The organism is Cytobacillus sp. IB215665, assembly GCF_033963835.1.
In the GTDB taxonomy this organism is placed as follows: domain Bacteria; phylum Bacillota; class Bacilli; order Bacillales; family SM2101; genus Nanhaiella.
This window is the reverse complement of record NZ_JAXBME010000007.1, coordinates 123525-138661: the sequence shown is the minus strand read 5'-3', so window position 1 is coordinate 138661 and position 15137 is coordinate 123525. Positions and strand designations below refer to the sequence as shown.

15 protein-coding genes are annotated in these 15137 nt (G+C 32.6%); 8 read left to right on the top strand and 7 right to left on the bottom strand.

Annotated features, from left to right (window positions below):
- The first annotated feature begins 161 nt into the window (after positions 1-161).
- The gene (locus SLH52_RS23385; RefSeq protein ID WP_413785519.1) at positions 162-566 is read left to right on the top strand and encodes an S-Ena type endospore appendage; all 405 of its coding nucleotides are present in this window, start codon (positions 162-164) and stop codon (positions 564-566) included.
- A 91-nt stretch (positions 567-657) separates the two neighbouring features.
- Here the strand turns inward: SLH52_RS23385 and SLH52_RS11465 are convergent, their stop codons facing one another.
- Together SLH52_RS11465 and SLH52_RS11460 are read right to left on the bottom strand one after the other, a co-directional pair.
- Entirely contained in the window at positions 658-2109 is a 1452-nt protein-coding gene (locus SLH52_RS11465) for a DUF11 domain-containing protein (RefSeq protein WP_320209411.1), read from the bottom strand.
- A 247-nt stretch (positions 2110-2356) separates the two neighbouring features.
- Positions 2357-2758 (bottom strand): S-Ena type endospore appendage, encoded by a 402-nt coding sequence (locus SLH52_RS11460; protein ID WP_320209410.1) that lies wholly within the window; start codon positions 2756-2758, stop codon positions 2357-2359.
- A gap of 175 nt (positions 2759-2933) precedes the next feature.
- Between SLH52_RS11460 and SLH52_RS11455 the strand changes: the two genes are divergently transcribed.
- Positions 2934-3470 carry an HAD family hydrolase gene (locus tag SLH52_RS11455; protein ID WP_320209409.1) on the top strand — a complete coding sequence of 179 codons (537 nt, stop codon included), beginning with the start codon at positions 2934-2936 and terminating at the stop codon, positions 3468-3470.
- A 53-nt stretch (positions 3471-3523) separates the two neighbouring features.
- On the opposite strand, the gene SLH52_RS11450 is transcribed toward SLH52_RS11455, so the two are convergent.
- Positions 3524-4378: a Ku protein gene (locus SLH52_RS11450; protein WP_320209408.1), complete on the bottom strand. Its 855-nt coding sequence runs from the start codon at positions 4376-4378 to the stop codon at positions 3524-3526.
- 528 nt (positions 4379-4906) lie between these two features.
- Between SLH52_RS11450 and SLH52_RS11445 the strand changes: the two genes are divergently transcribed.
- On the top strand, positions 4907-6004 hold the full coding sequence (locus tag SLH52_RS11445) for an SDR family oxidoreductase (protein WP_320209407.1): 1098 nt from the start codon (positions 4907-4909) through the stop codon (positions 6002-6004).
- 421 nt (positions 6005-6425) lie between these two features.
- On the opposite strand, the gene SLH52_RS11440 is transcribed toward SLH52_RS11445, so the two are convergent.
- Genes SLH52_RS11440 through SLH52_RS11430 form a run of 3 tightly spaced genes read right to left on the bottom strand, consistent with a single transcriptional unit; the run spans position 6426 to position 8312 of the window.
- Positions 6426-7079, bottom strand: coding sequence for an ABC-2 transporter permease (locus SLH52_RS11440; protein WP_320209406.1), 654 nt, complete (start codon positions 7077-7079; stop codon positions 6426-6428).
- A 2-nt stretch (positions 7080-7081) separates the two neighbouring features.
- Positions 7082-7930 carry an ABC transporter ATP-binding protein gene (locus SLH52_RS11435; protein ID WP_320209405.1) on the bottom strand — a complete coding sequence of 283 codons (849 nt, stop codon included), beginning with the start codon at positions 7928-7930 and terminating at the stop codon, positions 7082-7084.
- Positions 7931-7934: 4 nt separating this feature from the next.
- Positions 7935-8312 (bottom strand): GntR family transcriptional regulator, encoded by a 378-nt coding sequence (locus tag SLH52_RS11430; protein WP_320209404.1) that lies wholly within the window; start codon positions 8310-8312, stop codon positions 7935-7937.
- Between the two features lie 776 nt (positions 8313-9088).
- Here SLH52_RS11430 and SLH52_RS11425 point away from each other — a divergent pair.
- The 5 genes from SLH52_RS11425 to SLH52_RS11405 all read left to right on the top strand — a co-directional run bounded on the left by SLH52_RS11425 (position 9089) and on the right by SLH52_RS11405 (position 14655).
- Entirely contained in the window at positions 9089-9682 is a 594-nt protein-coding gene (locus SLH52_RS11425) for a DedA family protein (protein WP_320209403.1), read from the top strand.
- A gap of 384 nt (positions 9683-10066) precedes the next feature.
- Positions 10067-10939: a DUF5667 domain-containing protein gene (locus SLH52_RS11420; RefSeq protein ID WP_320209402.1), complete on the top strand. Its 873-nt coding sequence runs from the start codon at positions 10067-10069 to the stop codon at positions 10937-10939.
- A gap of 425 nt (positions 10940-11364) precedes the next feature.
- A complete protein-coding gene (gene sigI / locus SLH52_RS11415) occupies positions 11365-12099 on the top strand; it encodes an RNA polymerase sigma factor SigI (protein WP_320209401.1) in 735 nt (244 codons plus the stop codon).
- 20 nt (positions 12100-12119) lie between these two features.
- Positions 12120-13832: an anti-sigma factor domain-containing protein gene (locus tag SLH52_RS11410; protein ID WP_320209400.1), complete on the top strand. Its 1713-nt coding sequence runs from the start codon at positions 12120-12122 to the stop codon at positions 13830-13832.
- Between the two features lie 316 nt (positions 13833-14148).
- Positions 14149-14655, top strand: coding sequence for a ferritin (locus SLH52_RS11405; RefSeq protein ID WP_320209399.1), 507 nt, complete (start codon positions 14149-14151; stop codon positions 14653-14655).
- A gap of 128 nt (positions 14656-14783) precedes the next feature.
- Here the strand turns inward: SLH52_RS11405 and SLH52_RS11400 are convergent, their stop codons facing one another.
- Complete coding sequence (locus SLH52_RS11400; protein WP_214482057.1) at positions 14784-14984, bottom strand: alpha/beta-type small acid-soluble spore protein; 201 nt, start codon at positions 14982-14984, stop codon at positions 14784-14786.
- Positions 14985-15137 lie beyond the last annotated feature (153 nt).

Below are 15137 nucleotides of genomic sequence, written 5' to 3'. Positions count from 1 at the left end.
CTCCTTCAAATATATTATCGATCCCAATAAAGCTACATTTCAACATATGGTATTCAATAAGCTGTTACAATGAGGTGGTGTATTTCTTTATATTAATGTTATTTGCACCTCCTTAATAAAAGATACATACAATAGCCTAGATATATTATGAAGTGAAGGAGATGACAAAGTTAGTGAACCATAACAAATGTAGCTGTAATTATCATAAAACAGGTCCAAAAAAGCAAGATTGTTTCATTAAAGATGAAATATGTGGCAATTTCACGATGAATTGTGGGTGTAAGGACGATGTATGGACATCTCCTTCATTCCCTGTATCGGGTTCCATTACTGTGTTTTACGAATCAGGTTGTGCTGGGACATTATTAGTAAATATTTTCTCTGGAATCAATAAGATAGACACATTAATGATTCCGCTTGCATGTGAGGGCAAAAATGGAAACTCAAAGTCAATCACTCTAAAAAATTTCAATCGGCTAGAAATTTGTTGCTTAGGAAATTGTCATGATAAATGTAAAGCTTGCATCGGAAGGTTCTGTTTAAATATAAATTATCGATGTATGTAACCGATATTTACAATCAAGTATTAATATGAATGGGCACCCCCATGTTAGCAATGATAGAGGTGTCCAGTTTAACTTGCTTATTTTGAATTCTTCAATGACATTGACAGCTATCAAATTTTTGTTGACAGGTTTTACAAACTGTTGATACAGTTTGGTTACTAATTGCCTCTTTACCACAGCTAAAATCTACTATAGCTTCATTTAACAAAAAGCAATCTGAACTTGTTACTTGAACCTTAAATTCTACGGTAGTAGTAGCATTTACAGGTATAGGATCAAGCGCTATCCCAACGTTAGGGTCCTCACCAGGTGCAGGTATATTATTTATGACGACACTGTTTGGAATAAATGTTGCACCTGCAGGAACATTATCTGTCAATACTACATCTGTTGCGATAACAATCCCAGTATTTGTAATCGTAATTGTATATGTTAAGATTTCTCCAGGGACAGCAAAAGTTTTGTCAACGAATTTCTCCACTTCAAGAACAGGGTCACCTTCGTCAATTTGAATACCTAATGAATTTGGCATGTATGCATCTTGTGTCGATGTAAAACGGAAAACAGCAGTCATTTGGTTATTCGGTAACAAATTCATTGTGCTTATATTCGTAATATCCCAACCTTGTCGATCAGCATCCATATTTGTTCCCGCAAAAGCATTAGGATTTCTCGTACCAAAAGTACCAGTCATATCTATCATCCCATCATCCCCATTAATTTGTGAAGCAAAGAAATTATTTGCAGGGTTATTAGGACCTGACAATACGGTTAAGGTGCCTGCATTTGGACCAAACAAAGCTTGATCATTCGGAATAACAGCATCTCCTTCTCCAGCACTGATTAATAAATTGACATTTACATCTCCTACAGGTGGAGTGATAAATCCCCCCACATTAATATCGATATTTTGAGCTGCATTAACAATCCCTTGTGCACCTACAAACAAAGTCATTGACCGATTCGGAAGTGTTACATCTTCATACACAACTGCCAATGTCCACCCAGTGTGATTCGTATCTTGTGTTGAACCAAATGATGGATCAACTAGACCAGGAACCTGAGCTACAGAATACGTTCCGCCACCACCTGCTTGGACAAAAGCTGTAACATCTTGAGAGCGCATATAGAAACCTTTTGTCACACCAGACGATGTAAACATAGGTTGATTCGCTGTTGCAGGGTCAGGTGGAATAGGATTAGTAATTAGGTTAGGGTCGGTAAACATTACTGAATTATCAATGGACCCACTAATGTCTTCATCATCTGTTAGATAATTTCCACCCCAAATTAATTCAGCATATAATACCGTGCTTCCTATTGGCAATACTAGGTTTGCAGCTGAACTGTTCTCTGTGAAATTTAACGTCGTTCCAGCAGGGAAGGTTGGCACCGTTAAACCGAGATTTAGTGAAGTAAATGCACCTATACTCCCTCTCGTACCTGCTAAATTTTGATTTATTAATTGGCTCAATCCTAGTGTGTTTCCAGTAAAAGTCATTGCTCCGCAAGTCGTTGTTGAAAACCGAGTAATAAAAGGCAAATTTTCACGCTCCTTTCATAGTGGTATATAACACGATACACTTTCTATATCGTGTTTGGATTTTTATAGTAAAGACACCCCTGAGCAAGGGTGTCTAGGTGTGAAAAAAGTATTTGTTAAAAATGGTGTATTTCCTTTTAGGATTAAACCTAGCATGCGAGGCTATCTTACCTCTTGAATAACTATAAAAGTTCTAGGTGTGGATCACCTAGTTCGGTATACAGCAACTGAATTTAAAGAAATTAGCTTACACGAAAGATCTGTACTGAAGATCTATCTCAAATGTGCCAGTGCAAAAATCCATTACATTAGTACCGGTACATACAATTGTACAGAGTGATAATTGACTTACTTCGACTACTATTGAATCCCCATTTGCTAATAAGTTATACATCATTGGACCACCATCATCTGTTACGGTAAGTTCCATAGTACAATCTCTACTAGTATTAGTAAGTGAAATAAAGCCGCTAGCTAATGCACTATCAGGAATGTGTGCAGGTGCTGAATAGATAGTAGTAACCATGGTTCCATCACATACGCTCTTAACTGGTAGACATCTTTTTATTCCGATAATTGGTTGTTCTGGAAAAAAATTTTTATCACACGGAACTGGACAACAAAAGGAACTTGAAGAACAGCTACTCATTAATCATCATCTCTCCTTAATATTTTTTGTCTCTATACTGTACGTGACGATTCAATCAATTGCTTATACGTTTGTCCTAACTATTTATAGTTGCATTAACTATTTTTGAATAACATAACTACTTTTGAGTTAAGATGATAGTATTTTGTAACCCAAGAAAGAGGAGATGAATGAAGTGCAAAAAGCCGTATTTTTAGATCGAGATGGAGTCATTAATGAGGTGTTGTCACATCGTGTGAAATTTGTAAATAAACCGAGTGATTTTTATTTATTGGATGGCGTAGGTGAAGCGATAAAGTTGTTAAATCAAGCAAACCTTAAAGTTTTTGTCGTAACGAATCAAGGTGGGGTCGGTTTAGGGTATATGAAGGAACAACAGCTAATACGTGTACATGAGAAAATGAAGCTTGATTTGAAGGGATACGGAGCGATGATTGATGATATTGCTTATTGTCCCCATAAACCTCACGAGGGATGTGCATGTCGAAAGCCTGAACCAGAGATGATTACGAATCTTGCGCAAAAACATAACATCACACTTAAAGATAGCTATATGATCGGAGATCGTGATGTGGACATTTTTGCAGGTAAGTCGGCAGGGACAAAAACCATTTTAGTTGGAAATGAAGAACAGCTTGGATTAGCTGATATGTGGTTTGCAAATTTATTACTTGCTGTTAAGTGGATTATAGGCGAAGGAGAACGAGTGTGACGTAACAGATATAACAGGCGAGAAGAATTCCCGCCTGATTTTAGTAATTGTTCCTATGATGTTACTTTTTTACGTGATGTTCTTTGTTTTGTTTTTGTAGTACTACTGTTATTAGTTGGCGTTGTGGATTGTGGTTGTTGCTTAGTTCTGTCAATGCTTGCTTGCAATGCACTCATTAGATCAACTACATTCGTTCTTGGTATTTCGTCAACGGTAGTCGTTTCATCTGTGTTAACTTTTTCCTCAATAAGCTCCATTAATGCAGTACGATAATCATCCTTATATTTGATTGGGTCAAAGTCAGTCGTTAATTGATCAATTAATAACATAGCTGTATCAAGCTCTTTATTATTAATCTCTATTTGTTCTGGTATATTCGGCACGTCACTAACATTGCGTACTTCATCTGGATAATGGATCGTTTCCATGAGGAGGCCATCATGATAAACCCTAACAATAGCTAGATGACGCTTTGAACGAATAGTTATTTCGGCAATGCCAATTCGTTTAGATTTGACAAGTGCTTCTCTTAATAAAGCATATGCTCTAGTTCCATTATCATTTGGGCCAATAAAATAGGAGCGATTAAAATAAATAGGGTCAATGTCATCTAAATTTACAAAATCAATAATTTTAATACTTTTCTCCTCATATTCCTCTTTTAATTCTTTCATTTCTTCTTCAGATAAAATGACAAATTTCCCTTTAACATACTCATAACCTTTTACTAGGCTATCATTTGTTAGTTCCTCATTACATATTGGACAGATCTTCTCATATTTAATTGGAGTTTTACATTTTTTATGTAACGATCGGAATTTAATATCTTTATCTTCAGTTGCAGCATATAGTTTTATTGGGATCGTTACAAGCCCAAAACTAATTGACCCCTTCCAAATTGTGTGCATGACAACGCCTACCTTCCAAAGATCATATAATGTTAGCATTAACAACAAAAGGAATATGATAAGTTACAATCTTTTCCTTGTTAATTTTTAGTACAGACAAATACAGCAATAAAAAAAAAGAGCTCTTTTCAAAAGCTTTATTGTTGTTTTGCATAGGCTGTTCGCATTAATAGTTGCTTTTCGTAAAAAGAGCTTAAGACGAATATAACTCACGTTCGTGGCAACTTTTTTTCTAGGACAATAACATTCATATCATACACATAAATTACTCAAATGTTAGTGAAAAAAAGCAATACATAAGCTATACGATGGATTTAGTCATTTGTCTTGATTTATAGAACAAAAGGTGGCATTAATGTTTGATATAAGTGTGCTAATGTTTAAGGGATAAAAAATAACTATTAATGTGAGTACCGTTAAAAAAATCTATTTTGTAAACGGTTGCAAAATAGCGTAAATACGATAAACTAAAGTTAGGAAATGAATTCTGAATGTTTAGATAAGGTATATTTTATGGGGGGAGAAACGATGGGGAATACTTATTTTTTCACAGGCTTTCCTGGATTTATTGCAAGTCAAATTATTCGCTATATGATGAAGGAGAGCTATGAAATTGATCATATTTACGCGCTTGTTTTGCCTGATATGATTAACGAAGCCGAAAAGGAAATAGAGAGGCTATCTGAAGATAAGTTAATTGATAAGACTCAATTTACTATTTTACCTGGTGATATAACTAAGGATAATCTAGGTATAGCTGATGAGTATATGGCTTCATTAAGGGGTGCTGTTACACATGTTTTTCACCTAGCAGCTATTTATGATCTAGCCGTACCAAAAGATGTTGCATACCTTGTGAATGTACAAGGTACAAGTAAGGTGAATGAATTTGTAAAAGAAATGAACAAGCTTCAAAGATACATTTATTTTAGTACAGCTTATGTTGCAGGAGACCGTGCAGGAACAATTTTGGAATCTGAATTAGAAAAAAATCAAACCTTTCAAAATTATTACGAAGAGACGAAATATGAAGCAGAAGTACTTGTTAAAAAGATTTTCAATGAAGTTCCAACAACCATCATTCGTCCTGGAATTGTTAAGGGGGACTCTATAACAGGGGAAACAATAAAGTTTGATGGGCCGTACTTTATCTTGAATTTTCTTGATCGCTTGCGCTTTTTACCTATCTTGCCTAATATTGGCAGAGGTCAAGTAGAACTGAACCTAGTGCCTGTTGACTATATTATTGCTGCTTCCTGTTATCTAGGTCACGCTAGTGTTGGGGAGGGGAAAACATATCATTTAACAGACCCTTCTCCGTATAAGGCTAGTGAAGTTTATACAATGTTAATGGGTGAACTCTTACACAAGAAACCGCGTGGTAGAATACCAATTTCTTTAACAAGAACTTTCTTGCAAATAAAAAACTTACGTAAGGTATTAGGGGTGGAGAAAGAATCCTTAGACTATTTTTCGTATGAAGCAAGATTTGATTGTTCTACTGCTAAAAATGATTTAAAAGGTAGTGGAATTACATGTCCTGATTTTAAATCTGGTGTTAAAGAAATGGTCGCCTACTATAATAAACATAAACATGATAAAAATAAACAACTTATAATTAGATAGTACCATACTATAATGAAACAGTTTTGGATTTGTTAACTTAATTACTACTCATTGTTTGTTTGGAATAAAGTTTGATCAAAAATACTATATAAACGAGTACTTTGTGATAAATAAATAGAATCCATTTTGATCATAATTGATTGTTCAAAATGGATTCTTTTATTTAATAAAGGATGTTTTTCGAATTGTTTTTAGTACTAAGAAATAAATACGTATTTGCAAAGCGCTCGTGGCATCTTTTCTCATGTAAAATGAGGTCAATTGCATAAATATAGAATTATTTAGCATAAACTTAAAACACTGTTTATACTACGAGATAATAAACTCCAACTATTAGTAGTATGATTACAACAACGAATACTACATTAATCCACTTTTTACCTAGTTTATGGAATATTCGTACAAACATAATTCTCCCCCTTTATATATTTCTACGTTCGTAAACAAAAATAGAAAGAACCCAAGACACGATTATTAACATTAAACATGCGGTAGATAACCATAATGACAGAGATATTACATTGTATCTTAATAAGTCGGAGAATATTAAACTAATGTTTATATCCATCCATTCTAAAATTCGTAAACCTAATATGATCACTCCACCTATCGTCAATATAACTATTAAATCTAGGACCTGTACTATACGAGAACCCGTCATGAAAAAAATAGGAAAATAAATACTATAAAACAGAAGTAAAATGAGAATAGATATTATTACAGATTGAAAACTAAACCAAGGGAGTTCATTTGCAGGAAGAAAAAAACCGGTGACCCACCTCCATAAGGTGGTTATAAAGAAGGAGATTGCCATAAACATAAAAATTCCTATATATTTTGAGGTTACGATTTCCCTTCTGCGAAGTGGAAAAGAAGCCAACAATCGACTATTATTATTTTTCTCATCAGATTTACTTGCAAGTACAATTAAGAAGTGGCTGAATAGTGCTGCTGGTACAGCAAGAGGTAAACCTTCAAAAGCGCCTAATAAAAAAAAGAAAAAACCGATAAACACAAAACCAAGAAATATAAACCTTCTTTGAATTTGTATGTCTTTCAAAAGTAGCTTCATCATTTTTAACAAGCCCCCTGTGTATAAATCAAAATATCATCTAGTGTAGGTTTCTCTACAACAACTTGACTATCAAATGAGCTTTCAGAATAGATGTTTTTTGAAATTAAACCTTCGAATCCTAGAGGTGATTGCTGTAAACCTAATAATTGTTTATTCATTGGCAGTGATCCAATAGGTCCTTTTAATATAAAATATTCATCTAATAGGTCCTCTTTACTACCACTAAATATTAATTGTCCGTTACTTATATAAACAATGTAATCTGCTATCCTTTCTAAATCTGTACTTATATGAGTTGAAAAAAGAACTGATCGATTTTCATTTTGGATATAATCACTTAATATCGATAATACTCTCCTTCTAAACACTGGATCAAGTCCAGAGGTAGGTTCATCCATTATTAATAAATCAGGTTCATGTGCGAGTGCAGCTGCCAAGGAGAATTTGATTTTCATTCCTTTTGATAAGTTACCGATTTTTTTACGTTCAGGCAATTTAAATTCTGTTAGATATTGTTTGAAAACAGCATCGTTCCAGTTTGAATAAAATGATGCGATGATCTTTCCCATTTCCTTTATAGAAAGATGGTTATAATAAAAGTCTTCATCGTACACAAAGCCAATTCTTTGTTTAATTTCTCTTTCCCATGTTCCCATCGACTTGTTAAATACAATAACTTCTCCTTGATCAGGTGGAATTAAGTTCATAATCGCGTTAATTAACGTTGTTTTACCAGCGCCATTCGGCCCAATTAAACCGGTGATGTAACCACTGTTAATCTTAATATTTAAATCATTCAAATTAAAATCTCTATAAGATTTAGAAAACCCACACAACTCAATTACATGCATATAATTATTCATCCTCTCCATACAAAAATATAAGCATATTAATTAATTCTTCGCGATTGATTCCTAAAACTTTACTTTTCATAATAACTTGCATTAATTGATTTTCTAATCCTCGGCATTTGTCTTCTCTGATTAATTCTTTTGTGTTACCTGAAACAAAAGTTCCTTTGCCAGCGACAGATGTTATAAGACCTTTCTTCTCCAACTCATCATATGCCCTTTTCGTTGTTATCACACTTATCTTCAAATTCTGAGCAAGATTTCGAATAGAAGGAAGAAGTTCCGCTTCTTTAAGGTGTCCTGTAAGAATTTGATTTTCAATTTGCTCCACAATTTGTGAATATATTGGTGATTTTGAATTTAGAGATACTGATATATGCATAGTTTCACTCCAAAGTTCCTCTAACTGTTTATATCGTATATATACAGTATATATGATAGTTATTTGATATTCAAGAAATAATTACCAATAAAGATATCCTAAAAGAACTGTTTGCATAGAAATAACCAATCATGATAAGGAAAGTGAAGTTCTTTCTGAATTGTGCCAGATTTTTGAAGAAATACCTATGTAATCATTAATCAAAATCCTAGAATAATAAGTGAACAACCTACTTAGATATATCTGTATGGTGTTGCATTATGAATTCGGGGTTCTTTACATACTCCATGTAATTTAAGATTTGCATCCTGCTTTTTTTATGTCATTTTTTTACCTGTTGAAAAATATACTTTTGTACAAGGCTCTTTTCGTTAACTTTGTTACTTTTTCACTTATAACCGAGTAGTTGATGTGTTGATATGATTATTTATAACATTTAGAGAAGAAGAGATATCCCGAATGTTAGTTATATTAATATTTAGCTCTCATTACAAAAAACAGCAATTAATACGAAAACAGCTATGTACGAAATTACAAATAATGCTTCTTGTTAAATGTTTATATGAAATATCATTAAATTCAACTTGTTTATTAAAGTAGCAAACTACTATCGCTCTTAATTGTTAACAAAGCTAACATAGGTCTATTTAATAAGAAAATAGGTATTGAGAAATCTATTGTAAATATAATTTTTTCTTAGAACGAAACACAACAAACTATTAGCAAACAGTTTTTTGTATTACTAAAAACGAAAATAGTGAATGTTGGTGATTTATTTGGAAGAATTAATTTTATTATTTGTTGAATGGCTAAGAGAATTTTCGTATTTTGGGATTTTAATTGCATTAACATTTGAGTTTGTACCTGCTGAATTAGTTCTTCCTTTAGCTGGCTATTCTGTGTATCAAGGAGTAATGAATTTTTGGTTAGTTGTGTTAGCTGGAACCATTGGAGGAACGCTTGGTCCATTAACATTGTATGCACTTGGACGTTTTGGTGGAAGGCCGTTCCTTACATCGTTTGGAAAATACTTTTTAATACGTGAAAAGGAGCTAACAAAAGCAGAGCAATTCTTTGATAAGCACGGCGGGATTGTAGCTTTTTCTGCTAGGTTTTTACCTGGGATTCGGACGATCATATCAATACCTTGTGGAATGGCAAAAATGAGTGTGACAAGCTTTAGTTTATATACGTTTGCGGCTACACTTCCTATCACATACTGTTATGTTTATATGGGCTTCAAATTAGGGACAAGATGGCAAGATATTGCACAAATAGCTAATAGATTTATGTATATTGTAGTTATTATTATGATAACCACCATCATAATTTACGTTATGTTACATACTCGAGAAAATCGAAAAACTTGACAGTATTTACCATATTTTGTGAAATGAATGCATAATAAATGTTCGTTTCTTCGACAAAGGGGAGTAGAGTTAAGGGTATACCCTTAAAATAAAGTCGTCAATACATGGATAAAAAACCATCGGCTTTGTGGAAAACAATTTTTTGGCTAGTGGTTGATATTGCTTGCAGTTGACGGTTGGTTACTCTCTAGCAAAATACAACAAAAGGTAGAATTTGATAATGAGACTTGTCGTAAAGAAAGGATTAATTAAGGAAATATCTAATAAAATTCCGCATTGAAATATTTAGAATACAAAATATATTGAGTTTCACCCCAAAAAGAAGTAAATAAGTTCGTACAACTATAACGTATATGAAATTTTAACAATAGGGGTGTGTAGTTTTTGATAAAAGTTATAAGAAATGGCATCATTGCATGTGCTCTAGTAGTAGTAATAGCGGTAGCAGGTACTATTGCAAATGCAAATGAAAATAATACAGACATTGAAAGCACTACAAGCTTAAACACAAACAGTGAAGATCTAAAATCAATACCAGGTGACTTTTTGTATTTTATCAAAATTACACTTGAAAAAATACAGCTAGCAATTTCGTTTGATGATATGTATGATGCTGAGTTATTAGCAAGGTTTTCATCTCAAAGATTGTTAGAAGCCGAGAAGTTAATAGCTAATGGTGATAAAGATTTAGCTGAGGAATTGATCCTTAAGGCTACAAAGCTAATAGATGATTCTGAAGGTATAATTGAAGATAGACAGGATGAGGAAGCAAAGAGTCGTAGTGATGAAGATAGCAATAACGATATTTATGGAGATACAAGCCAACCTAATATCGATAATAATGGAAATATTAGCATAGAACAGCAAGATGAAATGACCGATATTAAAACACAACTCGCACAAAATATTATATCTTTAACTGCTGCTTTGGAGAAAGTAGGGAATAATAATGCACAAGAAGCACTAAAGAAAAATATTGAAAAAAGTTACAAGCGAATTGGCGACAAGATGACAAAACTTGGAGCATTACAAGAAGAACAAAAAAATATTGAAGATGATATTGAACTAATAATTAATGAGTTGTATGAAGACATTGAAAATGATGCTCAGGATCAAAAACATGACAAGAATAAGAAACAAAATCACAAAGATCAGAAAGAATTAGAAAAAGAACAGAAGAAAAAAGCACATGAAATGAAAAAAGAACAGAAAAAAAAGGAAAAGGAACTAAGGAACGAGGAAAAAAACAAAAAATAGAACAACAGTGAAAAAATAGTAAATGATGTAATTGATGTATTGTAATCATTTCGTAACCATTTCACTAATAATACGTGATATAATAATCCGTGTTAACACAAAGTGCTACCAACACTAAGCGAGGAAAATACATATCCTACAATGATAACTAGAAATATTGTTAACAATTGTCAAGTTATTAAGGCACTCAATATAATTGAGTGCTTTTTTTCTTGATTACACTTAGGTAATATTCGGTAATTGTTAGTGGCTTATGTTGCTGAACATACCATGTTGTTATAATAAAAGTGTTGTAGATTATATAAGTTAGATGAATATAGTGGTATGTAAAAAAATAGTCAAAAAAAATGACTATTTTTCTATTTTCTACCCCTATAAAAAAAGCAGAGCTACCGAACTTCATATTAGGAAGAGGGGTGTAATCGGTGCTCAGTCTGTTGTTTAAAATTGGCAAGAAAGAAAAATCATTAGAAGCAATAATTGGAGAAATCCAAAGCGGTAACAGTCAATTACATTACAAGATTATAAAGAAATATCATCCTTTTATTGCCAAGACTGTCTCCTCTGTATGTAAACGATATATTGATGAAACAGATGATGAGTTTAGCATTGGTCTTATTGCTTTCAATGACGCAATTGAAAAATTTGAAAGAGAAAAAGGTCGTTCTTTTTTAGCTTTTGCTGAGTTAATAATTAAGAGGAGAGTCATAGATTACATTCGGAAACAAGCGCGTAACAGGTCAATACCATATGATTTACATGAAAGTGAAAACGATGTACGTCCTCAAACACTAGAGTCACATCTATCCTTCGAAGAATATGGCAAACAAGTTGAACAAGAACGACGAAAAGAAGAGATTGAGCAATATAAGCAGGAGCTTAAAACATTTGGCTTAACATTTCAAGATTTAGTAAATCAATCACCAAAGCATACCGATGCTAGGCAAAATGCCATTACTGTAGCGAAGATTCTTGTTGATCATGAAGAGCTTCGAGCTAGTTTGTTGGCAAAGAAACAGTTACCAATAAAACAATTAGAAAAACAAGTAAAAGTGAGCCGAAAAACGATAGAGAGAAACCGCAAATATATAATTGCCATTTCGGTCATTCTCACTGGTGATTACTTGTTTCTAAAAGAATATTTGAAGGAGGTGATCTAAAATTGAAAAAGGGGGTCATTATGGAAATAAGCAGTAAATTTGTTACAGTATTAACAGATGAAGGAGAATTTTTACGGACAAATAAGCTGCTGGAACAACAATATGATATTGGTCAAGAGATTATATTTCTGCCCTTTCGTGAGGGGAAAAGAAGTTATTCATTTTTGTTAAAAATTTCACGAATTGAAAAATGGAAGATTGCACTTGTTAGCACAATAGCCGCTCTATTAGTTTTTATTTCTATTTTACCATTTTATACGCCAAATAAGGTTTTTGCTTATATGTCAATTGATATTAACCCGAGTATAGAATTATCTATAAATAACAAGCTAGAGGTTTTAAGCGTAACAGCACTTAACACCGAGGGTGAAAGAATTATTGAGAATTTACCAGATTGGGAAAAACAAGATATTACGTTTGTCACAAATTCTATCATTGATGAAAGCAAGAAGAATGGACATTTAATTGAAGGTAGTAATCTACTTATTACAACGGTACAAATACATCAAGAATCTACAACAAAAGATATTGAAAAAAAACTAGAAGAAAAAATTGTGTTAATATCTGAAACATTAGAAAAGGATACTATTCATGTCACCTCTGTTAAAAGTGATGAAAATACACGTAAGAAAGCAGAGGAACAGGGTATCTCTACTGGTAAATACTTAATTGAAGAAGCTGAAAATAGAGATAAAGAGCATAAGGAAGGTGAGGATGCTAAAACATCCTCTAGCCATTTAAAAAACGAAAACATCATTAAGTTAGAAAATCATAGGGATAACTTAGAGAAAAAAGAATCAAAGGATAAAAAAGATAAATGGGATCATGAGAACAAAAAAGACAAAAAAGATAAATGGGATCATGAGAACAAAAAAGACAAAAAAGATAAATGGGATCATGAGAACAAAAAAGACAAAAAAGATAAATGGGATCATGAGAACAAAAAAGACAAAAAAGATAAATGGGATCATGAGAACAAAAAAGACAAAAAAGATAAATGGGATCATGAGAACAAAAAAGACAAAAAAGATAAATGGGATCATGAGAACAAAAAAGACAAAAAAGATAAATGGGATCATGAGAACAAAAAAGACAAAAAAGATAAATGGGATCATGAGAACAAAAAAGACAAAAAAGATAAATGGGATCATGAGAACAAAAAAGACAAAAAAGATAAATGGGATCATGAGAACAAAAAAGACAGAAAAGATAAATGGGATCATGAGAACAAAAAGGATAAAGAAGATAAAAGGGACCGTGAGAACAAAAAAGACAAAAAAGATAAATGGGATCATGAGAACAAAAAAGATAAAAAAGATAAATGGGATCATGAGAACAAAAAAGACAAAAAAGATAAATGGGATCATGAGAACAAAAAAGACAGAAAAGATAAATGGGATCATGAGAACAAAAAGGATAAAGAAGATAAAAGGGACCGTGAGAACAAAAAAGATAAATGGGATCATGAGAACAAAAAAGACAGAAAAGATAAATGGGATCATGAGAACAAAAAGGATAAAGAAGATAAAAGGGACCGTGAGAACAAAAAAGATAAATGGGATCATGAGAACAAAAAAGACAGAAAAGATAAATGGGATCATGAGAACAAAAAGGATAAAGAAGATAAAAGTGATCATATGAACAAAAAAGACAAAAAAGAAAAAAGTGATCACGACAATAAAAAGAATAATGATGAACAGAAAGAACTAGAAGAACATATTTTTTACTATTAAAATAAGTCTCTTTTAGTATGTATTGTTGCTATTGTTATCAACTTAGCACTATAAAAAAGTAGTTTTAGTATCATTATACTGAAGAGAAGATGCCACAAACTCTATTAATGTACGTGTTTGCTTCTTAATACATCAATGCGAAAACAGCCTAATGTAATGAGAAACAAAAAAATAAAAAAGCAATTTCCACAACAAACAGGTGGAATAGATTTTACACATGTTCAAATTTACTAAATGGTTGCACTTCGTTTTAGAATACTCTACATAAAAGTGCTATAATAAAAAGGGAAAACATAGCAATGAAGGAGAGTATACAATGATAAGTAAAAAATTACTTGAAGGTTTAAATGAACAAATGAATTTTGAATTTTATTCTGCACATGCGTACATGGCAATGGCAGCATACTGTTCGTCTGAAAGCTTTGATGGTTTTGCGAACTTCTTTTTAGTCCAAGCAGAGGAAGAGCGTTTTCATGCGATGAAATTTTATAACTTTATAAATGCTTTAGGTGAACGTGCAACAATTATCGGCTTCCATGAACCAAATAATGAATTTTCATCACTGTTGGACGCTTATGAAAAAGCGTTAAGCCATGAAAAAGAAGTTACCAAGCGTATATACCAATTATCAGACATTGCATTGGATGAGCGTGAACATGCAACGATTAATTTTTTGAAATGGTTTATCGAAGAGCAAGTTGAAGAAGAAGATTTATTTGATAGTATTATTCAAAAATTAAAGCGTATTGAAAATGACAGCAATGCTATCTTTATGTTAGATAATGAATTTGCTGGCCGCTCTTTTTCACCAGAATCTGAATAACACAGTTAATACATAGAACGAAGCATATGTAGCATATGACAATAAGTCAGTATGAGATGAACCGAGTGATATTATCACTCGGTTTTATCCATATAGTATTAAATTTTTTTGTGGTGACCTTCACCCTATTATTTAGGAAACTGCCCGTTAATATGATGCTGAGCTTGAGTGACGAGTCTTTTCGTAATTTCTCCACCTACAGACCCGTTTGCTCGTGATGCACTATCTGGACTTAAATTTACGCCAAATTCTTGAGCGATTTCAAATTTTATTTGATCTAACGCCTGTTCTATACCAGGCACAAGTAATTTATTACTACTACGCCCCATTTCAAATCATCTCCTTGTTTATGTGTAAATAACATCATAAGAATGAAATATTCTTATTAATTATAGTGTTAAACGTCATGATAATTTTATGCGGAAGGAAGATATAAATATCGTTTCAACAGGCAATAAATATTTGGAAGAACAAAAAAAATA